Source organism: Sphingomonas sp. IW22 (assembly GCF_041321155.1).
GTDB lineage: Bacteria > Pseudomonadota > Alphaproteobacteria > Sphingomonadales > Sphingomonadaceae > Sphingomonas.
On sequence record NZ_JBGGWB010000001.1, the window covers coordinates 1,930,702 to 1,953,777 of the forward strand.

Genomic DNA, 23,076 nt, shown 5'->3' on the forward strand with positions numbered 1-23,076 from the left:
AATCTCCAAATGCGGGCTCGAACAATGGCTTGCGGCCGGAAACCCGAAAGAGGCCGCCAAGCGCTGCCGCGAATCGCGTCGCTGGTCAGGCGGAGCCGATAATCGAGCCGGGCGCTAGGGTCCACTCCTGCGATTAGCGCGCCCCGTCAGGGTTGAAGATCATATGCCTTCATCAGATCATACAGCGTCGGGCGACTGATCCCCAGCAGACGGGCGGTGCCGGAAATATTGCCCTCTGCATGCGCCAGCGCCTGACGGATCGCGGCGCGGTCGGCGGCTTCGCGAACCGCTCGCAGGTTGATCGAGAGCGATTTTTTCTTGCCATCGTCGGGCAGGTCCAGATCATCGGCGGTAACGTGGCTGCCATCGGCCATGATGACGGCGCGCTTCACACGGTTCTCCAACTCACGGACATTGCCCGGCCATGTCCAGCCTTGGATCGCCGCACTCGCATCGGCCGTAAAGCCCTTGACCGGCAATTTCATCGCCGCCGCGTGCCGTTTGAGAAAATGGCGTGCCAGCAACACCGCATCGCCCGATCGTTCCGCCAGCGCCGGAATGCGAACGACGATTTCGGCAAGCCGGTAGTAAAGATCCTCGCGAAAACGGCCATCGGCGACCATTGCGTCCACGTCCTGATGCGTCGCACACACGATCCGCGTATCGACCGAAATGGGCTTTCGCCCACCAATCCGTTCGATAACCCGGTCCTGAAGGAAGCGCAGCAGCTTTACCTGAAGCGCAAGCGGCACGTCCCCGATCTCGTCAAGGAACAGCGTGCCCCCATTGGCCAGCTCGATCTTACCCTCGGTCGTCTTGACCGCGCCGGTGAACGCGCCCTTTTCATGTCCGAAGAGTTCGCTTTCCAGCAGCGTTTCGGGGATCGCGGCACAATTGATCGCGACGAAGGCGCCCTTCCGCCGCGGGCTGGCATCGTGCAGGCTGCGGGCCAGAACTTCCTTGCCGGTGCCGCTGGCGCCCAGCAGCATGACCGACACATCGGCACCGGCAACCCGCTCGATCATGCGGGTGATCTTGAGCATTTCGGGCGCGGCGGTGATCAGGCCGTTGCTGGTCGAAGCGGCGGCACTGGCGGCCAGGCGGCGATTTTCAGCCTCCAGTGCATGTACATGAAATGCGCGCGCGACGATCATGCCCAGCGCGTCGATGTCGATCGGCTTGGCATAAAAATCCCAGGCACCTTCGTCGATGGCGCGCAACGCGCTCTGGCGTGCGCCGTGGCCGGACGCCACGATCACTTTCAGATCGGGTTTCAGCGCCAGCATTTCGGCCAGCGTCGCAAAGCCTTCCTCGACGCCGTCGGGATCGGGCGGCAGGCCCAGGTCGAGCGTCGCCACCGCCGGTTCCTCTGCACGCAGGATCGTCAGCGCGGCGGCACGGTCGCCGGCCACCAGCACTTCATAACCGTCATATGCCCAGCGCAACTGACGCTGCAGGCCGGGATCGTCCTCGATCACCAGCAATTTGGGCAGCGGGGCGCTCATGCCGCGCGCTCCATCCCGGCCGTGGATGTGCCGGGCAGGGACAGGCGAAAGCGGCTGCCCTGACCCTCACGGCTGGTCACTTCGATCATCCCGTCCATCGCCATTGCCAATGCTCGTGCCTCATAAGCGCCAATGCCAAAGCCCGAGGCCTTGGTCGAAACAAAGGGTCGAAACAGGCTTTCGCGGATGAAGGCGGGCGACATGCCGCAACCCTGATCGATGACGTCGATCGTCACCCGCTCGCCCGCGCTCACAACGCTGACCTCTACCGGCTTGTCGGCCTCGCTGGCCTCGATCGCGTTCTGGATCAGGTGGCGCAGCACCTGTTCAACCCCGGCAGTATCTGCCCGCGCGACGGCGGAGGCATCGCCGGTAACCACGACCGGATGGATCAGCCGCCGCTCAGCCGCCAGCGCCTCCGCGATGGACATGACCGGGACCGGCCGCGGCGTATCGGTGCGCGGCGCGCGGTCATGAGACAGGCGCGTGACGAGATCGCTCATGCGCGCTGCCGACTCATTCAGCGTCGCGATCATGTCAGCGCGAAAAGCAGGGTTCTCCGCGTGCCGTTCGGCGTTGCGGGCCAGCAGGCTCAACTGGCTGACCAGATTCTTGATATCGTGCAGGATGAAAGCGAAGCGGCGGTTGAATTCCTCAAACCGCTCGGCCTCTGCCAGACGTGTTTGGGCGCGATGTTCAGCCAGCACGCTTGCCGCCTGATGGCTGGCCAGCTTCAGCAGGTCGAAGTCCTCCCAGTCGAGCGAGCGGGCAACCGGCGGCCGTGACAGCACGATCGCGCCGACCAGGCCGGTCAGGTGCGGCAGCGGCACGATGGCCCAGGCGTCGGTCAGGTCGATAAGGCTTTGCGGTACGGCGTCGGTGTCAATGGACGCGGCGCCGGCGCGGACGGCGTCCAGCTCGACCACGCGCCCCGTTGCAGCCAGGTGACGGGCCAAGCCGCCATCGTCGGGGCTGCGCGGCAGCAGCGTTTCCTCCCATCGCCATGCACCGGACACGGTAAGGTCGCCACCATCGCAGGTCAGCAGCAATGCGGCAGGCGCGTCGACCAGTTCGGCAATGGCGCGGGGCACCCGCTCATCCAGTCGTACCTCATCCTCGCGCCGGGACAGGGTCTCGGTAAAGCGCATCCATTCGGTACGGTAATCGTAACGGTGGCGAAACAGGTGCTTGGCTGCTTTCACGCGTAGCCACGCGCGTAACTTTGGCGTCGACAGGATGGCAAGCGCCCCTGCGGTCGAGCAGACCACGAAGATAGTTTGAACGACACGGGCATGGTCGCCCGCAAGTGCCTCTATCCCCTGCGTGATGCTGGCAAAGACAGCTAGGTAGCTCAGCACCGCCATCAGCGACAGCGACTGCACCGCCATCGCCCGCGACAATTGCACTGGCCGCTCGTCGTCGCGGTGGAAACGAGTCGCGAATACCGCCGCGACCACGACAGCGGCGACGCCGCGGGTTGCCAGCATGGTCGCCGGCCATTCCCCCGTAGCCCAAGCCAGCGTGAAAAGATTGGCGTCGACCAGCCACATCGCGGCGATTGCAAGCGCGGACGTGCGGACGGCGATCTTGTTGGTGCGGGCATGGGCGTTCTGGACCAGTACCAGCGCCGCGACCGTGGCAAGCAGGCGCAGGACGATGCCGATCTCATCCAGCCCGCTCGCTAAATTCGCGGACGTGGCCAAAGCCGCTGCTGACGAGACTAGTCCCCCCAGTGCAAAGATCGCCGCAAGCGTTGCGTGAAATGCGATGGTGGAGCGTCGGGTCGCGATGTCGGCGGAGGGTGGCTGCATTTGCCAGACCATCCCCAGCCATGCCAGATTGCGAGCGGTTTCAAGCAGCCGGCTGATACCTTCTCCACCGCCTACAGCCGCGACCGCCAGTGCCCAAAGGGCGGTCGCTCCAAATGCGACGGCCTGCATCCCGCGCCGCCGCCGTGCCTGCCAGGACCAGATCGCAAGCACCGCGAACAACAGCGAAGCCAGCGCATGGCTCCACATCACCAGAATGTCGGTAAGCTCGGCGGCAATCACTGGACCATGCCGTGCCAGCGTTGTCGGGCGCATGCGCGACTGATTGCCAAGGCTACCGACCCGCGCTTGTAAGGGATGCCGACATGATGCGGGTGTCGCAGCAATTTACGAAAAAAGGCTGAACGTCCCGCAGGGGGCGGCTGCTTTCCAAACGACATACGCCGGCATACAGTCAGCGCCAGCGGCATGAGTATGTCTGAACAATTTTCTGATCGGTCGGGGGCTTGATGGGACGAGTGCGGCGCAAGATCGCCGTTGCCGAACATGAAGCCCGACGGTCGGTCGACCGCGACGCGGCGGCTGCGTGCGCCCTATGTGGTCGTCCTTTGGGCGCGCGGGTGGAGCGGCATCATCCGGTGCCACGTAGCGAGGGCGGGCGGCACACCGTTCCCGTGCATCCCGTCTGCCACCGGATCATTCACGCCACCTTGACGAACAAGGAACTGGCGATGCACGGGGACGACGTGACGGGGCTGGCAGCGCATCCCGCCATCGCGCGTTTCGTCAAATGGCTGTCCGGCAAGCCTGCCGACTTTCACGTCACTACCCGACGGCGCAATCGCCCCTAACCGCGGTCCGAGAAGATGACCGGGGCAGGGGCCATCCTACCCATCGGCCACCTGGCCCCGATCCGGTCAGTCGCCTTCGCCGGGTTCGGGCGAGAAATATTTCTCGAACTTGCCCTCGACGCCCTTGAACTCATCCGCGTCCGCCGGGGTCTGATTGGCGTTGCGCGTGACGTTTGGCCACTGTGCCGAGAAGGTGTTGTTCAGCTCAAGCCACTTTTCCAGGCCGTTCTCGGTATCGGGCAGGATGGCCTCAGCCGGGCATTCCGGTTCGCATACGCCGCAGTCGATGCATTCACTGGGATTGATGACGAGCATGTTCTCGCCCTCATAGAAGCAGTCGACCGGACACACTTCGACGCAATCCATATATTTGCAGCGGATGCAGGCGTCGGTGACGACGTAAGTCATGTGCAGGCAGGCTCCAGTCGGAAAACGCGCCCCTGCTATGCGGCGGCGCTCGGTGCGTCAACGCCCTTGCTCGCTGTCGGGTCCAGCGAAGCGTAACAAGTCTGTGCTTCAGGCGCGGGTCCGCGACGATGCGGAAGCGCCTCGACCCGAATCGCGCGCACGCGACCGGCCATGGGAAAGGTCAGCACCGATCCGACGCGCACAGGAACATGGGCGCGGTCGATCCGGCGCCCGTCCATTCGCATCGTTCCAGCCTCCGCCATTCGTTGCGCGGCGGAACGGGTCTTCGCAAAGCGCGCATACCAAAGGAACAGGTCGAGCCGGATCGTGTCAGCCACGTCCGAAATCCAGTTCTGCCAGCGCGGCAAAGGCGTTGCCGGGGCGCGGCGCGATGGAAGCGACGGGTTCACGGCGACGCGGGCGTCCGCGCCATGTCCACGCGGGCGGTCCCTCTCGACTGGCGTCGTGGCGAAAGCCCAGCATTGCCATCAACCGCGCGAACGTCGTCGGCGCCAGCCCGATCGAGGTGGCGAGGGCGGGGTCCGGCACGAACGGCTTGCGCCCCTGGCGCGCATCATGGGCCGCACGGGCGATACGCTCAACCAGATCGACGCGGACATGCTGCCCGCCGATCCGCCGGAAACCCGTTGCGGGTCGCGACAGCACGGTTGCCCCCTCAGGCGGCAGTGCAAAGGGCAGTTCGCCGCCCTTCGCGGCCACCAGCGCGGCGCGCCAGCGCATCGGTTGTGGCTTCAACAGGCGCGGATCGAACAGGTCGAGCGTGCCGATCGTGATCCCAGCGCGCCGCAGTCGCCGCCGCGCGCCTGGGTCGAGTTCATCGAGCGATGCCGCAAGATAGTCGCGCGGGACGATGCCGCCCGCGTCGCTCAGGGCTGCGGCGACGGCGCGCAGCGCGGGCTGCGCGGCGGGATCACGTGCGGCTTCGTCCAGGCGCACCAGTGCGGGCACCTGCTTTGCCAGCTGTGCGTCGAGCCACCGGGCAAGCCGCGCGCGCACCCGCTCGCGCATCGCCTTGTCCAGACAGTCGAGCGCGCGGTCGAGCGTCACGCGGGGCCGGGTCAGGGATGGCCCTGCCTCAAGACGGGCGACGGGATTACCCGACCAACCTATGGCGGGCTGCTCGCGCTCATCCGCCAGCAGCGCGAAATCGGGGTCGGCTGCGGCGATCAGCGCCTCCGCACGCTTCGAAAATTCGACGCCAAGCCGCTTTTCGGCGGCAGAGAGCAGAAGCCGCTTGTCCGACGCGCGCGCATCGGCGGCAACCTGAAAGCGAAAGCCGTCGACGCGGCCCAGCACATGATCCTCGACCATCACTTCGCCCTCTGCGCCGACGGTGACGGGCAGGTGGCGGGCATCGGCGCCGATCTGGCGCAGCAATACCGTCGTGCGCTTGTCGACAAATCGCTGGGTCAGGCTGGCATGCAGCGCGTCGGACAGCCGCTCCTCCAACTCGCGCGTCCGTTCGGCCCAATGGGCGGGTTCGGCCAGCCAGTCATCGCGATGCGCGATATAGGCCCAGCTTCGCGCGGCAGAGATGCGCCCAGCCAGCGTCTCCACATCGCCGTCCAGCCGGTCGAGCCGCGCGATTTCGTCAGCGAACCATTGGTGCGGGATATGTCCCGATCCTTCGGACAGATGCTGGAACACTCGCCCGACAAAACGCGCGTGCGGGTCGACACCCAGTTTGCGGAAGTCGGGCAGGCCGCATGCGGCCCACAGGCGGCGGACCATTCGGGGGTGGCGTGCGCGGGCGCGGACCCAATCTTCCTCGGCCAGCTTTTTCAGGACGGCAAGGTCGACCGCCTGGGGGGCGGCGCGCAGGACTTCGGCATCGGGCCGCCGCTCCAGACTGGCCACCAGCGCGTCGATGCTGGCGAAATCTGGAGAGCCTTCGCGCCAGAACAGGTGCGACAATGGGGGCACCTGATGCCCTTCGATCGCCAGAACCTCTTCCGGCGTGAAGGCGCCCGGCCCTTCATCGTGCAACGCGCCAAAGGTTCCGTCGCGTTGATGGCGTCCCGCGCGACCGGCGATCTGCGCCATTTCGGCAACCGTTAGCCGCCGTTGCCGCCGCCCGTCGAATTTGTGCAGGCTTGCAAACGCGACATGGGCCACGTCCATGTTCAGACCCATGCCGATCGCATCGGTCGCGACGAGATAATCGACCTCACCGGCTTGAAACATCGCAACCTGGGCATTGCGGGTCCGGGGGCTAAGCGCGCCCATGACAACCGCCGCGCCGCCGCGCATCCGGCGGATCGCTTCGGCAACGGCGTAAACTTCTTCAGCGGAAAAGGCGACGATGGCGGAACGCTTGGGTAGCCGCGACAGCTTGCGCGCGCCGGCATAGCTGAGCGTCGAAAAGCGCGGTCGGCCGATGATTTCGGCATCGGGAACCAGCGACTTGAGCATCGGGCGCAGCGAGTTGGAGCCGAGGATCATCGTCTCGGCAAAGCCGCGCGCGTGCAGCAGGCGCTCGGTAAAGACATGGCCGCGTTCGGGGTCGGCGCCCAGCTGCGCTTCATCCAGCGCGACAAAGGCGACTTCGCGGTCCGTCGGCATCGATTCGGCGGTGCACAGAAACCAGCGCGCCTTTGGCGGCAGGATGCGTTCTTCGCCGGTGATCAGCGCGACCTGATGCGCGCCCTTCACCGCGACGACGCGTTCATAGACTTCGCGGGCAAGCAGCCGAAGCGGAAAGCCCATGATCCCACTGGCGTGACCCATCATGCGTTCGACCGCGAGATGGGTCTTGCCCGTGTTGGTCGGTCCCAGGACGGCGGTGACCGGGCTACGCGCGAACTGGGTCATAATATCCCGAACATCGGGTCAGGATGCGCGCGACGCAACCCCCGTCGCGTCGGCGCGCTCCGTTGGATCAGCGAACGCGCGGACCGCCATAGGGAAGGGGCGGCGGCGGGCGTCGGTCGCGGCGCGGCAACTGTGCCTGATAGGCGTGACCGCAATGGTCGACGCAATAGGGGAAGCCGGGGTTCACCTTGTCGCCGCAAAAATGGAAATCCGGCTCGCCCGGATGGCCGATCGGCCATTTGCAAATGCGGTCGTTCAGGTCGAGCAGGCTGGTCTTGCCCGCAATCGCCTCTGACGGGCGCGCGGGCACCAAGCGCCGGGGCGGAGCGGGCGTGCTGGGCGGTGCCTGCTCGCCGGGGTTCTGACGAACGAAGCCGCCAGGGCCGACCGAGCGCAGCTCGGTGCGCGGCGGTGGGGGCGCCGCTGCCTGTTCATCGTCCTCAATTTCGGGTTCCGGTTCCGGCTCCGGCGCCGGGGGCGGTGCAACCGCTGCCGGGCGGGGCGGGGCCGGGGGGGCGGGCTGTGGCCGCGCGGCGACGGGTTCGGGCTTTGGCGGCTCGGCCACCGGCTTGGGCGCCGCGGCGGCCGCCGCTGCGGCCTTTGCCTCAGGGTCGACATTGGCCTTCACCGGCGAAGGGCGAGGCTTCAGTCCAAGGCGATGCGCCTTACCGATCACCGCGTTGCGGCTGATCCCGCCAAGCTCCTCGGCGATCTGGCTGGCAGTCATGCCCGATTCCCACATCTTGGTCAGCGTGGCGATGCGTTCCTCGGTCCAGCTCATGCGTTCACAAATCCCGTTCTCAAATCATTGCCTGTCGCCTTGCGGGCGCGGATCACAGCGACTAGTCGCTGCCCCATGGCAAGCGAACCACTGCCCACCGACGACATGCTGCCCCCACCCGGCGCGCCGGTGATTCGGAGCGTCAATTGGGGGGGCTTGCGCGCCCTCTATGTGAAGGAGGTGCGGCGCTTCTTCAAGGTGCAGCTCCAGACGATCTGGGCGCCCGCCGTCACGACCTTGTTGTACCTCGTCATCTTCACCGTGGCTTTGGGCGGATCGGGCCGCATGGTGATGGGCGTACCATTCGCCGAATTCATCGCGCCAGGGCTGATCGTCATGGGCATGCTGCAGAACAGCTTTGCCAATTCCAGCTTCTCGCTGCTCGTCGGCAAGATGCAGGGAACGATCGTCGATTACCTCATGCCGCCCCTCTCCACGGGCGAGTTGCTAGGCGCGCTGGTCGGCGCGGCGGTGACGCGTGCGGTGCTGGTCGGCGCCGCGGTATGGCTGGCCATGGCGGTCTGGGGCGTTGATGTATGGCCGCGTCATCCACTGGCCATGCTGTGGTTTGGCCTTCTGGGGTCGGCGATGCTGGCGCTGATCGGGGTGATGACGTCGATGTGGGCGGAAAAATTCGATCACGCCGCCGCGATCACCAATTTCGTGATCGCGCCGCTATCGTTGCTGTCGGGCACCTTCTATTCGGTCGAGGCGCTGTCGCCGACATTCCGGTCGATCAGCCGTGCCAATCCGTTTTTCTACATCATCTCCGGCTTCCGCTATGGCTTTCTGGAGCGGGCGGATTCGAATGTCGTGGTGGGTGGCGCGGTGCTGCTGGCGGTGAACGTCGTGCTGGCCGTTGGCTGCTACGCGCTGTTGCGGCGCGGCTGGCGGATCAAGAGCTGACGCGCATCGCTTGACCCCCGGCCATTGCCGGTCGTATCAGCGCGTTGCAGGGCGGCCGGCGTGGCCGCCCTTTCGCGTTCCGGTTCTTTCTCAGTCAGGAGTTGATCCCATGCCGATTCCAGCGCTCATGCCCGTTTACCCGCGGTGCGAGGTGCGCCCGGTGCGAGGTGAGGGTTGCTACCTGATCGGCGAACGCGGCGAGCGTTATCTGGACTTCGCCAGCGGCATCGCGGTCAACGCGCTGGGCCATGGCCACCCCCATCTGACCAAGGCCATTCAGGAACAGGCGGCGACGCTTTGCCACGTGTCGAACCTGTACGGCTCGCCACAGGGCGAGGCGCTGGCGCAGCGCATCGTCGACAACAGCTTTGCCGACACGGTGTTCTTCACCAATTCGGGGGCCGAGGCGGTGGAATGCGCGATCAAGACCGCGCGCCGCTATCACTATGCCAATGGCAATCCGGAACGGCACACGCTGATCACCTTCGATACGGCGTTTCATGGCCGTACGCTTGGCGCCATTTCGGCGACCAACCAGCCCAAGATGCGTGACGGTTTCGAGCCGCTGCTGCCGGGCTTCGCCTATGCCAAGTTCAACGATCTGGAAGGTGCGCTGGCGCTGATCGACGGTAACACCGCCGGTTTCCTGGTCGAGCCGGTGCAGGGTGAGGGCGGCATTCGTCCCGCGACGCCCGAATTCATGCAGGGTCTGCGCCGCGCATGTGACGAACATGGCCTGTTGCTGGTGCTGGACGAGGTTCAGGCGGGCTATGGCCGCACGGGCAAGTTCCTGTCGCACGAGCATTATGGTGTCACCGCCGACATTGCGGCGGTCGCCAAGGGCATCGGGGGCGGCTTTCCGCTCGGCGCCTGCCTCGCGACCGAGGAAGCGGCAAAGGGCATGGTATTCGGCACCCATGGATCGACCTATGGCGGCAACCCGCTGGCGATGGCGGCGGGTCAGGCGGTGCTGGACGTGATGCTGGAGTCGGGTTTCCTCGACCGCGTCACCGAAATGGGCAATCGGCTGCGTCAGGGACTGGAACAGATGATCCCGAACCACGATCACCTGTTCGACAGCGTGCGTGGTCTGGGCCTGATGCTGGGCCTTAAACTGAAGGAACCGGCCGTGTGCCGCGACTTCGTTGCCCATGCGCGCGACCATCACGGGCTGTTGACCGTCGCTGCGGGCGAGAATGTCATCCGGATCCTGCCCCCGCTGGTGATCGAGGAAGCGCATATCGCCGAAGCGATCGAAAAGCTGTCCCAGGCGGCGCGGACTTTCGCGCCCGCATCGGAGGCGTGATGGCGATGCGGCATTTCCTTAACCTGTCCGACGCCGGTCCTGACGGCTGCGCCGCAATTCTTGCCCACGCGCTGGACCGCAAGAGGGCGCGTGCCGGCTGGACCAAGGGACGCGTCGATGCGGATGCGCCGCTGGCGGGCCATGTGCTTGCCATGATCTTCGAAAAGAACTCGACCCGCACCCGCGTCAGCTTCGACATGGCGATGCGCCAGCTCGGCGGGCAGGCGATGGTCATGGATGCGGGCACGATGCAGCTCGGCCGGGGTGAGACGGTCGCGGACACCGCGCGCGTGCTGTCGCGCTACGTCGACGGCATCATGATCCGCACCGACGACCACGCCAAGGTTGAGGAGATGGCCCGTCACGCGACCGTGCCGGTCATCAACGGCCTGACCGACTTTTCCCATCCGTGTCAGATTATGGCGGACCTGCTGACCATCCTCGAAACGGGCAAGGCGCTGCCGGGCCTGAAGGTGGCCTGGCTGGGCGACGGGAACAACGTATTGTCGTCGATTGTCGAAGCGGGTGGGATCTTCGGCTTTGACGTCGTCTCGGCCTGCCCGCAGGGTTTTCAGCCGTCAGAGGATGTGCTGGCAATGGGCCGTGGGCGCGCGCGCTGCGTCGCCGACCCGCGTGAAGCGGTGGAGGATGCGGACATCGTCGTCACCGACACCTGGATTTCGATGGGGCAGCAGCATGCCGAGGCAAAGCTGGCGGCCATGATGCCCTATCAGGTCGATGCCGCCCTGATGGCGAGAGCGCGCCCCGATGCCAGCTTCCTCCACTGCCTGCCTGCGCATCGCGAGGAGGAAGTGACGACCGAGGTGATCGAGGGGCCGCAGTCGCTGATCTGGAACGAGGCGGAGAACCGTCTTCACGCGCAAAAGTCGATCCTGCGCTGGTGTTTCGGGCAAATCGGCTGACGTTGTAATCGCGGTGCCGCTGCTTATCTCGCTGCCTCACCATCATCCCCGTTCGCCCTGAGCTGGTTGCGAAGGGCTGTCCTTCTTTCCGGTTCGGAAAGGGGCAGGACGGGGCTTCGACCAGCTTTGCCCGAACGGGATCGACCATGACCAGCCTGCCCACGCCCCCCAACGACCTCGACCGCGCCATCGGCTTCACGCTGCCGGATCGGCATGCCCGCGGGCGCATCGCGCGTCTGGGGCCGGTGCTGGACGAGATCCTGTCGGCCCATGCCTATCCGCCCGCCATCGAGCGGTTATTGGCGGAGGCGCTGACGCTGACCGCGCTGCTGGGGGCGACGCTGAAGGATGCCGGGGGGCAGCTGACGCTTCAGGCGCAGCAGCAAGGCGGCATCGTCAGCCTGATGGTCTGCGACTATAAGGGTGGCGAGCTACGCGGCTATGTGCAGTTCGACGCTGAGCGGCTGGCGCAGCTGGGCGAGGATCCGTCGCTGTTCGCGCTGTTCAACCAGGGTTATCTGGCCGTCACTTTCGACCAGGCGACGACGGGGGAGCGTTATCAGGGGATCGTTCCGCTGGACGGCGCATCGCTGGGCGAAGCGGCGCAGGCCTATTTCATGCAGTCCGAACAGATCCCCAGCCTGGTCACCCTTGGCAGCCGGCGCGGTCCTGACGGCCGGCTGGTCGCGGGCGGCCTGTTCCTCCAGCATTTGCCGGAGGGCGAGGAAGGGCGTGAGCGCCTGCACGTGCGTGACGACCATCCCGAATGGGAACATGTCGAGGCGCTGGCCACGACCATGGGGCAGGACGAATTGGCCGATCCTTCCATTCCGCTCGAAAATCTCGTTTGGCGCCTGTTCAACGAGGAGCGGGAGGTCCGCACCCTGATGGGCGTCGACCTGACGCGCGGATGTCGGTGCAACGCCGACTATATCGGTTCAGTACTGGCCAAGTTTCCGGCCGAGGAGCGGGCCGAGATGGCCGACGATGCCGGCTTCATTACCGTCGATTGCGCCTTTTGCGCGCGCAAATTTCCAGTCTCGCTCGCCGACCTTGCGGCAAGCTGAACCGACCCTTGCAAATCCCACCCGGTGATCCCACCTGATTAAATGAACGCTTGCGTTGGCGAATTGGGGATCGCCGGCCAGTGTGGGATGTCGGGGAGTGAGAAGATGAGGTTGGCAGGCTGGCTGCGTTCCGCAATCGGCGGGGCGTTGTTGCTGGGCGGGGGCGTGGCATTTGCGGTGCCGGCACAGGCGCCGACGCTGAACGTGCTGTCGGGAATCGAACCGGGGCGCTGGCAACTGCGCGAGATTGAAAGCGGCACGGAACGGACTGTATGCGTCAGCGATCCGCGCATCCTGATCCAGCTGCATCACGGTGCCGCTCAGTGCGCGCGCTTCATCATCGACAATCAGCCGAAGAGCGGGACCGTGCATTATACCTGTTCCGGTGCGGGTCATGGCCGCACGACTCTGTCATTGGAAACGCCCCGGCTGTTGCAGATCAGCACGCAGGGACTGGCCAATGGCCTGCCTTTTCAAAGCGATATCGAGGCCCGCCGCCTTGGTCACTGCTGATTTCCGCACGGCGTTCAGGGAAGGTTTAACTGTTTGGCGTTAGAAGCCGGAATTGCCTCTTATGGGGCATGCTCCCTGGCTAGAATTCCCAAGCCAAACTGGGTCGCCCCGCTTGTCGGGGCGGCCCTTTGTTGTAGGGCGCGGCCGCAGGCGCTATGTCTGCCGACAGATATGCGGGCCACGGTTCCGCCACTTCCAACATTTTCAGAGACCAGCCGCCCAATGTCCACACAGCCGCTTGCCGTTGCCCTGATTTCCGGCGGCCTCGATTCAATGGTTTCGGCCGCCCATGCCCGTGAAGCCGGTTTCCGGCTGCTTGCGCTGTCGGTGGACTATAATCAGCGCCACCAGATCGAACTGGCCGCCGCGCGGCGGATCGCGCGCGAACTGGGCGCCGAACGCCACATCGTGCTGCCGCTGGACCTGTCGGCTTTTGGCGGCTCGGCGCTGACCGCCGATATCGAGGTGCCGAAGAATGGCGTCGGTGAGGATATTCCGGTGACCTATGTCCCGGCGCGCAACACCATTTTTCTCAGCCTCGCGTTGGGCTGGGCCGAGGCGGCGGGCGCCCGCGACCTGTTCATCGGCGTCAATGCGCTCGACTATTCGGGCTATCCCGATTGCCGCCCCGAATTCATCGCCGCGTTCGAGGGGCTGGCCGATCTGGCGACCAAGGCGGGGGTAGAGGGGCACCCGTTCCGCATCCACGCCCCGCTCCAGCACATGACCAAGGCCGACATCGCGCGCGAGGCGATGCGGCTGGGAATGGACGCGGGGATGAGCTGGTCTTGTTACGATCCCGCACCCGGCGGCCTGCATTGCGGGCTGTGCGACAGTTGCCGCTTGCGGATGAAGGGTTTTGAGGAAGCGGGTCTGCCCGATCCCACCCGTTACGCGACCCACCCATGAGCTACGCCGTCAAGGAACTGTTCCTGACCCTGCAGGGGGAGGGGTTTCATGCCGGTCGCCGCGCGGTGTTCGTACGGTTCGCCGGGTGCAACCTTTGGTCTGGCCGAGAATCGGATCGGGCCAGCGCGATCTGCCGCTTCTGCGATACCGATTTCGTGGGCATGGACGGCGGCGGGGGCGGGCGCTTCGACAATGCTGACGCGCTGGTCCAGGCGGTCGAGGCGGCATGGGGGCCGGGTAGCGACAACCGGCTCGTCGTGCTGACCGGCGGCGAGCCAATGTTGCAGGTGGACGACGCGCTGGTCGATGCGCTGCATCAGGCGGGCTTCACCATCGCCATCGAAAGCAACGGCACGCTGGCCGTTCACCGCGGCATCGACTGGGTCTGCATCAGCCCCAAGGCAGGCAGCGAAGTGGTGCAGCGCGCGGGTGACGAACTGAAGCTGGTTTGGCCGCAAGCAGGCAGCGATGTGGACGCGATGGAGCAATGGGACTTCCGCCACTTCCTGGTTCAGCCGCTGGACGACGCGGCGGGCCGGGCGAATTGGGAAGCCGCGATTGCGCTCGCCATGGATCGGCCGCGCTGGCGGTTGTCGTTGCAGACGCACAAGCTGCTCGGCCTGCGCTGACCCCCGGTGCATATCGTTGCGCCTGCCATCATGCTGTCGGTGCAACCGCATGGGGAACATGGCGCGATCGTCAGAGCCCTGACTCGCGATGATGGTGTTCAGCCCGGCTATGTCCGCGGGGGCCGTTCACGCGCGCTGCGTCCGGTGCTTCAACCGGGCAACCGCATCCGGGGCGAATGGCGCGCGCGAACCGAAAGCCAGCTTGCCGCGCTGACGGTCGAACTGCTGCAGAGCTGCGCGCCCTTGTTTACCGAGGCTTTGCCCGCTGCCGCCATCGAATGGCTGACCGCACTGACCGTCGCCACCCTGCCGGAGGGGCAGCGATACCCGGCGCTTTACGACGCGCTGGGGGCGGTGATCGACGCGGTGGAGGCTGCCCCTGCCGCGCGCGGATGGGCCGGGCTGATCGCACGATATGAACTGTTGTTGCTGGCAGAGCTGGGGTTCGGCCTGGCGCTCGACACCTGTATCGCGACCGGCGTTCGCGACGACCTCGCTTTTGTCAGTCCGCGAAGTGGCGGTGCGGTCAGCCGTGACGCTGCACGCGGTTATGAAGCGCGACTGCTGCCATTGCCGTCGTTCCTGACGGCGGGTGGGGAGGCGCCCGACTGGCAGGCGATCTTTGCCGCCTTTGCCATCACCGGTCATTTCGTCGAGCGCGACCTGCTGTCCGGGCGGGCGGGCGATGCGTTGGCCGCGCGAGAGCGGTTGCTGGAACGGTTGCGGCGCGCGAGCGGCTAGGGCATGGGCAGCGCCGAAAAGGAGGGTCTAATGCCGCATCTGATCGCCGTGTTGCCGGGGGACGGCATCGGCCCCGAAGTCACCGCCGAAGCGCGCCGCGTCCTTGAGGCGCTGAGTCTTGATCTGGTGTTCGAGGAAGCGCCCGTCGGCGGTGCTGCCTATGATGCGGCGGGGCATCCGCTGCCGCCTGTCACGCTCGACCTTGCCCGTCGCTCTGACGCGATTCTGTTCGGTGCCGTCGGTGACGCACGCTATGACAGTCTTGAGCGCGCGTTGCGGCCCGAACAGGCTATTCTGGGTCTGCGCAAGGAACTGGGCTTGTTCGCCAATCTGCGGCCTGCGCGGCTGTTCAAGGGGCTGGAAGACGCCTCGGCCCTTCGTCCTGAAGTTGCGGCGACGATCGACCTTGTCATCGTGCGCGAACTGACCGGTGACGTGTATTTCGGCCTGAAATCGCGCGGTACGACGGCGGACGGGCTGCGCGAGGGTCGCGACCTGATGCGCTATGACGAAGCCGAAGTGGCGCGCATTGCCCGTGTTGGTTTTGAGACCGCCCGCACGCGCGGTCGCCGGCTGTGTTCGGTTGACAAGGCCAATGTGCTGGAAACCTCGCAGCTGTGGCGCGATGTCGTGATCGAGGTGTCGGCCGACTATCCAGATGTGGCACTGACCCACATGTATGTCGACAATGCCGCCATGCAGATGGTGCGCGATCCCGGTCAGTTCGACGTGATCGTGACCGGCAATCTGTTCGGCGACATCCTGTCGGATCAGGCGTCGATGTGCGCCGGGTCGATCGGCATGCTGCCTTCGGCAGCGCTGGGCGCGACGGGGCAGGGGCTTTATGAGCCGATCCACGGCTCGGCGCCCGATATCGCCGGTCAGGGCAAGGCCAATCCATGTGCCGCAATCCTGTCGGCGGCGATGTTGCTGCGTCATTCGCTGCGCCTGTCCGAACCCGCTGACCGGGTTGAAGCGGCGGTTGCTGCAGCCATTGTTGGCGGCGCTCGCACCGCCGACCTTGGTGGTACCCTGTCGACGCGGGATATGGCCGACCGGATCATCGCCGGGCTGTAACACCCGGCAGTCACCGGCATCGTTGTTCCTAAAGGTCGACTCCGGCGGCAATCGCTTCCAGCTTGCGGATGCGCTCCTTCAGATCGGCAATCTCGATCCGCTGGGTGGCCGACGGACCGGGAATGTTGTCGCTGTCCGCGGGTGCGCTGGCGGCGTTCAATTGCTGGCGTTTCAGGGCCAGCCACCCGCGCCAGGCCACCAGAAGGGCAGCGGTGATCATTGCCAGCGCCGTCAGCGCCGCCGCGGCCATGGACAGATAGAATTGGGGGTCATGCATCGCTGCGTCTCCCATCGAAAATTCGGGCGCCAGCATCAGGCGCGGTTGTCGTCGCGCAGCCGGGCGATCTCGCGGTCCAGCCTCACGCTGTCTTCGGTGTCGGTGATGACGCGCTCCAGCACGGCCACACGTTCCTTCAGCGTGCGGATCTCCTCGCGCATCCGAACCGAGTCGGGGTGATCGCCGCCGGGGCGTTCGTTCTGCGCCTTGACCTTGGCCTGGACGATCTTCCCGATCGTTACCAGCGCCACGATCGCCACCACCATCGAAAACGGGTCCATCAATCCCTCCCTAGTCGCCTTTGGCGTATCGTTCAGTTCAGCGGCTGTTGACGCAGCCGTTCAATCTCGTCGGCGACGGCAATGCCTCGGTCGGTGACGATACGCTCCAGCACGCGCACGCGCTGCTCCAGCCGTTCGACATGCGCGGCATATTGCGCCGCCTTTTCCGCCGTCTGGGCATTCAGCGCCGTCGCCGTCGCTTCCTTGTGCTTAAGCCAACGCTTGAACATGTCGCTGCCGACGCCCGCGATCACGGGGATGCCCACGACGATCAGGAAGAAGCTGATCATGTTCAGGTCCATTGCCGATCCTCCGTTCAGTTGGCGCGGCCGCGCAGCTGCTCGATCTCGCGGTCGAGTGCACGAGCGCCATCGGTGACGATCCGCTCGACATTGGCGAGCCGATCCTTGATCGAGCCGAGTTCGGCGCGAAGCTGCGCGTTTTCCTGGCTCAGCAATTTTATTCGTTCGACCGTTTCGTCGTTGCGGACGGGATAGATGGCCTGGCCCCATGCACCGTCGAGCGGATAGTCGTTCTTCACGCGCATCCAGGTGGTCAGCACCCAGCCAGCGACACCGATGACGGTCAGCGTCACGATCAGCGGCGCAGATTCCATCAGAAGTGGGATCGTTTCCATATTCTGTCCTTCCTCAGCGCAGCGCGTCGATGTCGCGGTTCAGTCGTTCGGCAGGGTCGGTCGCGATGCGCTCCAGCACGGCGATCCGTTCCTCCAGCCGACCGATCTGTCCGGTAAGCCGCTCATTTTCCGATGCCAGCAGCGCGATGCGCCGATCAGCGTCGGGGCCGGCGCCCTTGTGTATCGTTGCGCCATTGTCGTCGGTGATCGGATAGCCATGCTTGACGCGCAGCCATGTCGTGACGATCCAGGCACCCATCGACAGCGCGATGATCGCGATAACGAAACCCGGTCCACCCCAGCCCATTGTTCTTCCTCCCTTTTATCTACGCGCCGTCAGCGAAGCCGGTCGATCTCTTCGGCCAGGCGGTTGTTGCGCCCGACATAGAAGCTCTCGATTTCAGCCAGGCGCCGGTCGATGTCGCGAAACTTCGAACGGACTTCGGCGGTCGAGCGCTTGGGATTGGAGCGTACGCGCTGCCAGAACTTCTCGTCCTCCGCGCTTTCATACAGGCCATAGGGTTTGGCCGGTGCCATCCAGGCGATCATGAAATAGGCGACCAGCGTCCAGGGAAAGCCCCCCAGCAGGGTCAGCATGGCTGCGCCGACGCGAACCCAGATGACATCGACGCCGGTATAGTCCGCGATACCCGCGCAGACGCCCATCCATTTGCCGTTCTGCTTGTCGACATATAATTTGGTGCGGCTGGCAGACATTTCAGTTCCTCCTCGAGAAATCATATTGGGACCGCTCGTCCTCACGCACGCGGGGTGCTTCGGGCTGGAAGTCCGGGTTGTCGGCGGCGACGATCCGTTCGATGGTCTCCAGCCGCTCGTCGAGCCGCCGGGCCATGTGATGTAGTTCGTCGAGCAGCTTCTCGTCCTCGCCGGTCAGGGTCGGGGACTGTTTCCACTTCGTGATGTAGTGGAGGATGATCCAGGGCATCCCGACGAACAGGATGCCGCAGACCATGATCGGGACAAGCACGTCCTCCATGGGATCAGCCTTCCTTGTTCAGGCGCGCCTTCAGCGCGGCCAGCTCGGCATCGACCTTTTCCGACGACTTCAGCTCGGCAATCTCTTCCTCAAGCGTCTTTACGCCGCCCATGCCGGCCGCATCGGCGCGACCCTCTGCCATGTCGACGCGGCGCTCCAGCGTGTCGAACCGCGAAAAGGCGTCGGCCACGCGTTCACCGGCATACATTTCGCGCAGGCGATAGCGGTTCTCGGCGCTTTCCAGCCGGGTCGCGATCGAGTTCTGGCGCGAACGTGCTTCGCGCAGCTTGCTCTGGAGTTTGGCGATATCGGCTTCCGATGCCTTCAGCGCGTCGTCCAGCACGGTGATCTCGGCCTTGAGCTGATCGGCCATGTCAGCGGCCTTCTGGCGCTCGACCAGCGCGGCCTTGGCGAGATCCTCGCGATCCTTGGACAGCGCCAGTTCGGCCTTTTCGGTCCAGCTGTCCTGCAGCTTTTCCAGCTTGGCGATGTGGCGGCGCATTTCCTTCTGATCGGCGATGGTGCGCGCGGCGGATGCGCGAACCTCGACCAGCGTTTCCTCCATCTCGAGGATGATCATGCGGATCATCTTCGCAGGGTCTTCCGCCTTGTCGAGCAGGTCGGTGACATTGGCGGCGATGATGTCCCGCGTCCTGGAGAAAATACCCATGAAAAATACTCCTTCGTACAATCGTCAAAAATCCGGGGCGAGGATGAGGGCCTCGCCCCGGCCAGGGACCGGTCAGCCGATGGGCTGTCCGGCGGGAACTTCGGCATGAAGCTGACGCACGCTCGCGGCGAGGTCCAGCGACTGGCGACGGACACTGGCGCGGTTCCGGTTCGCCTGCGGCGTCGCAAAGAAGATTTCGACCGGGATCATGCGAACCCGACCGCGCATCTCGGCGGGCAGACGCGGGAAAGCCGTGTGGTTGACCGCGCGCAGCGCTTCGTCGTCCAGCACGCGATTGCCGGTTGGCACATCAAGCGACGTGGCAAGCAACTGGCCTTCGCCATCGAAATGGGCGCCGACGATCGCGGCCTTCTGCATCCGTACCGCAACCGGGACCGCGGGGGATGGCCGGATCTGTTCGTGCAGCGATTTGGTCACGGCGCGCATCCATTGATGCCGGTCGAGTTCGCCCGCGCGCGCCGGCGCGGCGGCAAGGCCCAGGCACAACGTGCTCGCGGCAACGGCGCCCAGCAGTGTGACAAGCGGTTGACGAACATCGTGGCGGGCCTTCCTGAGCATTGGGGATTCTCCCTGAACCTTGGTTATCTTTGCTGCCACTCTGCGGTGGTCATCGGATGCTATGCACAGGGCGTGCCAGTTTGACGTAAGCCTCTCCGCAAAGGCGAAGCCTGACAATTTGTTCATGACGATGGGATAGTGGTTGCCAACACTTGGCGGAATCCGCCACAATCGCGGACATGGAGCGAACTGCACCCGTAATCGGTCAATCCACCGCGTTTCTGGACGCATTGGAGCGTGCCAGCCGCGCCGCGCCGCTGGACCGCCCCGTGCTGGTGATCGGAGAGCGGGGAACCGGTAAGGAGCTGGTGGCCGAGCGTCTGCACCGTCTGAGCGGCCGATGGGACCAGCCGCTGGTCGTGATGAATTGCGCTGCACTGCCTGAAACGCTGATCGAAGCTGAATTGTTCGGGCACGAGGCAGGTGCATTTACCGGCGCGCAAAAGGGGCGTGCGGGCCGCTTCGAGGAAGCGCATGGCGGCACATTGTTTCTCGATGAACTCGGCACGCTTTCGATGGCCGCGCAGGATCGGCTGTTGCGCGCGGTCGAATATGGCGAGATCACGCGCATCGGGTCTTCGCGCCCGTTGCGGGTCGATGTTCGGATCGTCGCGGCGACGAACGAACATCTGCCCGACCGCGTCGCCAGGGGCAGTTTTCGCGCTGACCTGCTCGATCGGCTATGTTTCGAGGTGGTAACGCTGCCGCCGCTTCGTGCACGCAGCGGCGACATCATGGTGCTGGCCGATCATTTCGGGCGGCGCATGGCATCCGAACTGGGATGGGACCGCTGGCCCGGCTTCGGTCCGGAAGCGATCGAGATGCTGGAGACGCATCGCTGGCCGGGCAATGTGCGTGAGCTTCGCAACGTGGTCGAGCGGGCGGTCTATCGCTGGGAACGCGAAGGACCGGTGGACATGATCCAGATCGATCCGTTTGATTCTCCATGGCGTCCGGGCGGCAGCGGCGGTTTCGTCGAACCGGCGGGCGAGCTCAAAGGCGGGGCACCGACGACGGCGGAGGCTGCGCCCGTCGCGGCACCCGCCGAACCGGCGATCGATGGGGATTTCCGCACCCGCGTCGCGACCTATGAACGCCGTCTGCTGACGCGCGCCATGGCCGAACACCGTTATAATCAGCGTGCAACCGCCGAGGCGTTGGGCCTGACATATGACCAGTTGCGGCACGCATTGAGAAAGCACGGGCTGCTTTCGGGTTAGGCGGGGCTATGCTTCACCGCCGATTTCGATAGGGTGGGGCGATCGACATTGCGGCCATTATCGCGCGCCGCGGATCAATGACGGGCGGTTAAGTGGCGGAAAGACCAAAGGGGTTCGCGCTGTTCCGGGCGGCGCTCACCAATCGGAAAACGGCGGCAATGCTGATGCTGGGCTTCGCATCGGGCCTGCCATTCGTGCTGCTGATCGGTACGTTGAACGCTTGGCTGGGCGAATTGAAGATCAGCCTGGCGACTATCGGTGTGCTGTCGTGGATCGGCCTTGCCTATGCCTTCAAGTTCCTGTGGTCGCCGTTGGTCGACCGCCTGCGGCTGCCGCTGATCGGCGGACTGGGGCAGCGACGGTCGTGGCTGATCCTGTGTCAGGGCCTGCTGGCGTTGTCCTTATGGGGGCTGGCGGCGACAGATCCGGTGGCGGCCATCGGCAGTTTTGCGGGCATCGCGGTCGTGGCGGCGTTTCTGTCCGCAACGCAGGACGTGGTGATCGACGCATGGCGGATCGAGATCGCCGACGACACCGCAACGGTGGAATTCCTGTCGGCAGTTTATCAACTCGGCAACAGGCTGTCGGCGCTGGCCGGGGGCGCGCTGGCGCTGGTGTTGGCGGCGCGGCTGGACTGGCCGACGGTCTATATCGGCTTTGGCTTTGCGATGCTGGCGGCACTGGGTGCAACTTTGTTCCTGCCCGAAGCGCGGCGGGATGCTGCCGATGCAGCCCACCCGCTGTCCGGCCATTCGGTGCCCGAACGCCGCAAAAGGGCGGCCGCGCTTGCGATCGTCGCCATCTGCTGGGGTTGGGCGATCCTGGTGCTGGGCAATTTCATGGTCTCCGCGCTTCAGCCACCGGTGCCGGGTGTACCCGGTCCTTCGGCGGGCGACTTCACGCGGATGCAAGGGCCGTGGATCATCGTCGCGACGGTGATCATTCCCGCGCTTGTCGCCGGATGGACCCGCCGGCTGCCGCAGCATCAGGGCGGGGGCGAGAAGATGGGCGGCACGCGCGCGGCGGCGGACCATTGTTATCGCGCGCTGATCCTGCCCCTGGCAGAGATTGTCGATCGGCTGAAATGGGGTGCGATCCTGGTCCTGGCGCTGATCCTGCTTTACCGGATCGCCGATTCGATCTGGGCGCCCTTTGCATTTCCCTTCTATCTCGATTTTCTGGGCTATTCGAACGACGAGGTCGCGTTCGCCTCGAAGCTGTTTGGCGTGTGGATGACGATCGCGGGCGTGGCGCTGGGGGGGTACATGCTGGCCGCATGGGGGCGCATGCCAACGCTGGTCGCAGGCGGTGCCGTGGCGGCGTTGTCGAACCTGCTCTTTGCCGATCTTGCGCTTGGCGGTCCGACCATCGACGCGTTCATGCACATGGTCGCGCTGGACCAAATCGGCATCGATGTGCGTATGATGCGCCTGCTGGTGGCCATCTGTGGTGAGAATATCGCGGGCGGGCTCGCCGGGACGGCGTTCGTCGCCTACATTTCCTCCATCACGGCGCGGGAATACAGCGCGGTCCAATATGCGCTGTTGTCCTCGATGACCTTTCTGGTCGGTGCGCTGGGCCGGGCCGCGACGGGGGAGGCGATCGACAAGGTTGGTTATGCCAATGTGTTCTACGTGACAGCCGGGCTGGGCGGCGTCGCCGTGCTGCTGGTGCTGGCCGAATGGTGGCGCAGCACGTCGGCGGCGGCACGTGTAAAAGAGCCGGACGTCAGTCCCGTCTGAGCGGGAGGCCCAGATCGTTGAAGGCGGTCACTACGCAATGCGCGGTGCAAACGATGCTGGATGCGTCGCGGACGCCGATCAGGTCCGCCAGCAGATAAGCTGAACGCTGCGGGTTTTCGCTGACACCGCGCAGCGCCTCGATCATCGTAGCTTCGGCACCCGTCATGCGCGGGCAGCACCATGGCGCAATCTGAATGGGCCGCGCCGCGCGCACCGACATGTCGTGCATCAGCGTGCGCAGCAGCACCAGCGGCCGCCGGAAATCGACGCCGAACGCAGTCAGGAAGGCATGAGAGGCCGCTGCGTCCTGAAGCCCGTGCGCCCCCATCTGGCGGATGCCGAACAGGATCAGGCGCGCAGCCGGATCGCTGGGCTGAAGATGGGGAAGGGTGGTCGAAAGCGTGTCGATTGTGCGCGTCAAGGCGAGTCTCCCGCTTGGTGGAGCCAATCTCGCCG

At 65.2% G+C, this 23,076-nt stretch carries 28 protein-coding genes; 12 read left to right on the plus strand and 16 right to left on the minus strand.

What is annotated here, in order from left to right; translation table 11 throughout:
• Positions 1-146: 146 nt before the first annotated feature.
• Both prsR and prsK read right to left on the minus strand, forming a co-directional pair.
• Complete coding sequence (gene prsR, locus ACAX61_RS09420) at positions 147-1,505, minus strand: PEP-CTERM-box response regulator transcription factor (protein WP_370714503.1); 1,359 nt, start codon at positions 1,503-1,505, stop codon at positions 147-149.
• Complete coding sequence (gene prsK / locus ACAX61_RS09425; RefSeq protein ID WP_370714504.1) at positions 1,502-3,589, minus strand: XrtA/PEP-CTERM system histidine kinase PrsK; 2,088 nt, start codon at positions 3,587-3,589, stop codon at positions 1,502-1,504. The genes prsR and prsK overlap by 4 nt, the downstream gene beginning before the upstream one ends.
• Before the next feature lie 194 nt (positions 3,590-3,783).
• Here prsK and ACAX61_RS09430 point away from each other — a divergent pair, with 194 nt between their 5' ends.
• A complete protein-coding gene (locus ACAX61_RS09430; RefSeq protein WP_370714505.1) occupies positions 3,784-4,125 on the plus strand; it encodes an HNH endonuclease in 342 nt (113 codons plus the stop codon).
• Between the two features lie 66 nt (positions 4,126-4,191).
• Here ACAX61_RS09430 and fdxA read toward each other — a convergent pair whose 3' ends face one another.
• The 4 genes from fdxA to ACAX61_RS09450 all read right to left on the minus strand — a co-directional run bounded on the left by fdxA (position 4,192) and on the right by ACAX61_RS09450 (position 8,146).
• Positions 4,192-4,533 carry a ferredoxin FdxA gene (gene fdxA / locus ACAX61_RS09435; RefSeq protein WP_370714506.1) on the minus strand — a complete coding sequence of 114 codons (342 nt, stop codon included), beginning with the start codon at positions 4,531-4,533 and terminating at the stop codon, positions 4,192-4,194.
• A gap of 35 nt (positions 4,534-4,568) precedes the next feature.
• Entirely contained in the window at positions 4,569-4,871 is a 303-nt protein-coding gene (locus ACAX61_RS09440) for an RNA-binding S4 domain-containing protein (RefSeq protein ID WP_370714507.1), read from the minus strand.
• Positions 4,864-7,365, minus strand: a complete 2,502-nt coding sequence (locus ACAX61_RS09445) for a helicase-related protein (RefSeq protein ID WP_370714508.1) — start codon at positions 7,363-7,365, stop codon at positions 4,864-4,866. The genes ACAX61_RS09440 and ACAX61_RS09445 overlap by 8 nt, the downstream gene beginning before the upstream one ends.
• A 67-nt stretch (positions 7,366-7,432) precedes the next feature.
• The gene (locus ACAX61_RS09450) at positions 7,433-8,146 is read right to left on the minus strand and encodes a GcrA family cell cycle regulator (protein WP_370714509.1); all 714 of its coding nucleotides are present in this window, start codon (positions 8,144-8,146) and stop codon (positions 7,433-7,435) included.
• A gap of 75 nt (positions 8,147-8,221) precedes the next feature.
• On the opposite strand from ACAX61_RS09450, the gene ACAX61_RS09455 reads away from it, so the two are divergent.
• The 9 genes from ACAX61_RS09455 (at position 8,222) to leuB (ending at position 16,217) form a co-directional block, all read left to right on the plus strand.
• Positions 8,222-9,052 (plus strand): ABC transporter permease, encoded by an 831-nt coding sequence (locus ACAX61_RS09455; protein WP_370714510.1) that lies wholly within the window; start codon positions 8,222-8,224, stop codon positions 9,050-9,052.
• Between the two features lie 109 nt (positions 9,053-9,161).
• Positions 9,162-10,358: an aspartate aminotransferase family protein gene (locus ACAX61_RS09460; protein ID WP_370714511.1), complete on the plus strand. Its 1,197-nt coding sequence runs from the start codon at positions 9,162-9,164 to the stop codon at positions 10,356-10,358.
• A 5-nt stretch (positions 10,359-10,363) separates the two neighbouring features.
• Positions 10,364-11,281: an ornithine carbamoyltransferase gene (argF, locus tag ACAX61_RS09465; RefSeq protein WP_370714512.1), complete on the plus strand. Its 918-nt coding sequence runs from the start codon at positions 10,364-10,366 to the stop codon at positions 11,279-11,281.
• 146 nt (positions 11,282-11,427) lie between these two features.
• Positions 11,428-12,348: an Hsp33 family molecular chaperone HslO gene (gene hslO, locus ACAX61_RS09470; protein WP_370714513.1), complete on the plus strand. Its 921-nt coding sequence runs from the start codon at positions 11,428-11,430 to the stop codon at positions 12,346-12,348.
• Between the two features lie 105 nt (positions 12,349-12,453).
• A complete protein-coding gene (locus ACAX61_RS09475; protein WP_370714514.1) occupies positions 12,454-12,861 on the plus strand; it encodes a DUF3617 domain-containing protein in 408 nt (135 codons plus the stop codon).
• A gap of 222 nt (positions 12,862-13,083) precedes the next feature.
• The gene (gene queC, locus ACAX61_RS09480) at positions 13,084-13,770 is read left to right on the plus strand and encodes a 7-cyano-7-deazaguanine synthase QueC (protein ID WP_370714515.1); all 687 of its coding nucleotides are present in this window, start codon (positions 13,084-13,086) and stop codon (positions 13,768-13,770) included.
• Positions 13,767-14,399, plus strand: coding sequence for a 7-carboxy-7-deazaguanine synthase (gene queE, locus ACAX61_RS09485; protein ID WP_370714516.1), 633 nt, complete (start codon positions 13,767-13,769; stop codon positions 14,397-14,399). Before queC ends, queE begins: the two co-directional genes overlap by 4 nt.
• 30 nt (positions 14,400-14,429) lie before the next feature.
• Entirely contained in the window at positions 14,430-15,140 is a 711-nt protein-coding gene (recO, locus tag ACAX61_RS09490; RefSeq protein WP_370714517.1) for a DNA repair protein RecO, read from the plus strand.
• Between the two features lie 30 nt (positions 15,141-15,170).
• Positions 15,171-16,217: a 3-isopropylmalate dehydrogenase gene (leuB, locus tag ACAX61_RS09495; RefSeq protein ID WP_370714518.1), complete on the plus strand. Its 1,047-nt coding sequence runs from the start codon at positions 15,171-15,173 to the stop codon at positions 16,215-16,217.
• Between the two features lie 28 nt (positions 16,218-16,245).
• Here leuB and ACAX61_RS09500 read toward each other — a convergent pair whose 3' ends face one another.
• The 9 genes from ACAX61_RS09500 to ACAX61_RS09540 form a co-directional block, all read right to left on the minus strand.
• Positions 16,246-16,494 (minus strand): hypothetical protein, encoded by a 249-nt coding sequence (locus ACAX61_RS09500; RefSeq protein ID WP_370714519.1) that lies wholly within the window; start codon positions 16,492-16,494, stop codon positions 16,246-16,248.
• 35 nt (positions 16,495-16,529) lie between these two features.
• Complete coding sequence (locus ACAX61_RS09505; RefSeq protein WP_370714520.1) at positions 16,530-16,775, minus strand: hypothetical protein; 246 nt, start codon at positions 16,773-16,775, stop codon at positions 16,530-16,532.
• A gap of 32 nt (positions 16,776-16,807) precedes the next feature.
• Positions 16,808-17,077, minus strand: coding sequence for a hypothetical protein (locus tag ACAX61_RS09510; RefSeq protein ID WP_370714521.1), 270 nt, complete (start codon positions 17,075-17,077; stop codon positions 16,808-16,810).
• A gap of 14 nt (positions 17,078-17,091) precedes the next feature.
• The gene (locus tag ACAX61_RS09515; RefSeq protein ID WP_370714959.1) at positions 17,092-17,391 is read right to left on the minus strand and encodes a hypothetical protein; all 300 of its coding nucleotides are present in this window, start codon (positions 17,389-17,391) and stop codon (positions 17,092-17,094) included.
• Positions 17,392-17,425: 34 nt separating this feature from the next.
• Positions 17,426-17,719: a hypothetical protein gene (locus ACAX61_RS09520; protein ID WP_370714522.1), complete on the minus strand. Its 294-nt coding sequence runs from the start codon at positions 17,717-17,719 to the stop codon at positions 17,426-17,428.
• Positions 17,720-17,748: 29 nt separating this feature from the next.
• A complete protein-coding gene (gene pspC, locus ACAX61_RS09525; RefSeq protein WP_370714523.1) occupies positions 17,749-18,129 on the minus strand; it encodes an envelope stress response membrane protein PspC in 381 nt (126 codons plus the stop codon).
• Position 18,130: 1 nt separating this feature from the next.
• The gene (gene pspB / locus ACAX61_RS09530; protein ID WP_370714524.1) at positions 18,131-18,409 is read right to left on the minus strand and encodes an envelope stress response membrane protein PspB; all 279 of its coding nucleotides are present in this window, start codon (positions 18,407-18,409) and stop codon (positions 18,131-18,133) included.
• A gap of 4 nt (positions 18,410-18,413) precedes the next feature.
• Positions 18,414-19,079: a phage shock protein PspA gene (pspA, locus tag ACAX61_RS09535; RefSeq protein ID WP_370714525.1), complete on the minus strand. Its 666-nt coding sequence runs from the start codon at positions 19,077-19,079 to the stop codon at positions 18,414-18,416.
• Between the two features lie 72 nt (positions 19,080-19,151).
• Positions 19,152-19,658, minus strand: coding sequence for a hypothetical protein (locus tag ACAX61_RS09540; protein ID WP_370714526.1), 507 nt, complete (start codon positions 19,656-19,658; stop codon positions 19,152-19,154).
• 179 nt (positions 19,659-19,837) lie between these two features.
• On the opposite strand from ACAX61_RS09540, the gene pspF reads away from it, so the two are divergent.
• Together pspF and ACAX61_RS09550 are read left to right on the plus strand one after the other, a co-directional pair.
• Positions 19,838-20,878, plus strand: coding sequence for a phage shock protein operon transcriptional activator (gene pspF / locus ACAX61_RS09545; protein ID WP_370714527.1), 1,041 nt, complete (start codon positions 19,838-19,840; stop codon positions 20,876-20,878).
• Between the two features lie 92 nt (positions 20,879-20,970).
• Positions 20,971-22,620 (plus strand): AmpG family muropeptide MFS transporter, encoded by a 1,650-nt coding sequence (locus tag ACAX61_RS09550; protein WP_370714528.1) that lies wholly within the window; start codon positions 20,971-20,973, stop codon positions 22,618-22,620.
• Here ACAX61_RS09550 and ACAX61_RS09555 read toward each other — a convergent pair.
• The gene (locus ACAX61_RS09555; RefSeq protein ID WP_370714529.1) at positions 22,607-23,041 is read right to left on the minus strand and encodes a DUF6628 family protein; all 435 of its coding nucleotides are present in this window, start codon (positions 23,039-23,041) and stop codon (positions 22,607-22,609) included. The genes ACAX61_RS09550 and ACAX61_RS09555 overlap by 14 nt on opposite strands.
• Positions 23,042-23,076: the final 35 nt, after the last annotated feature.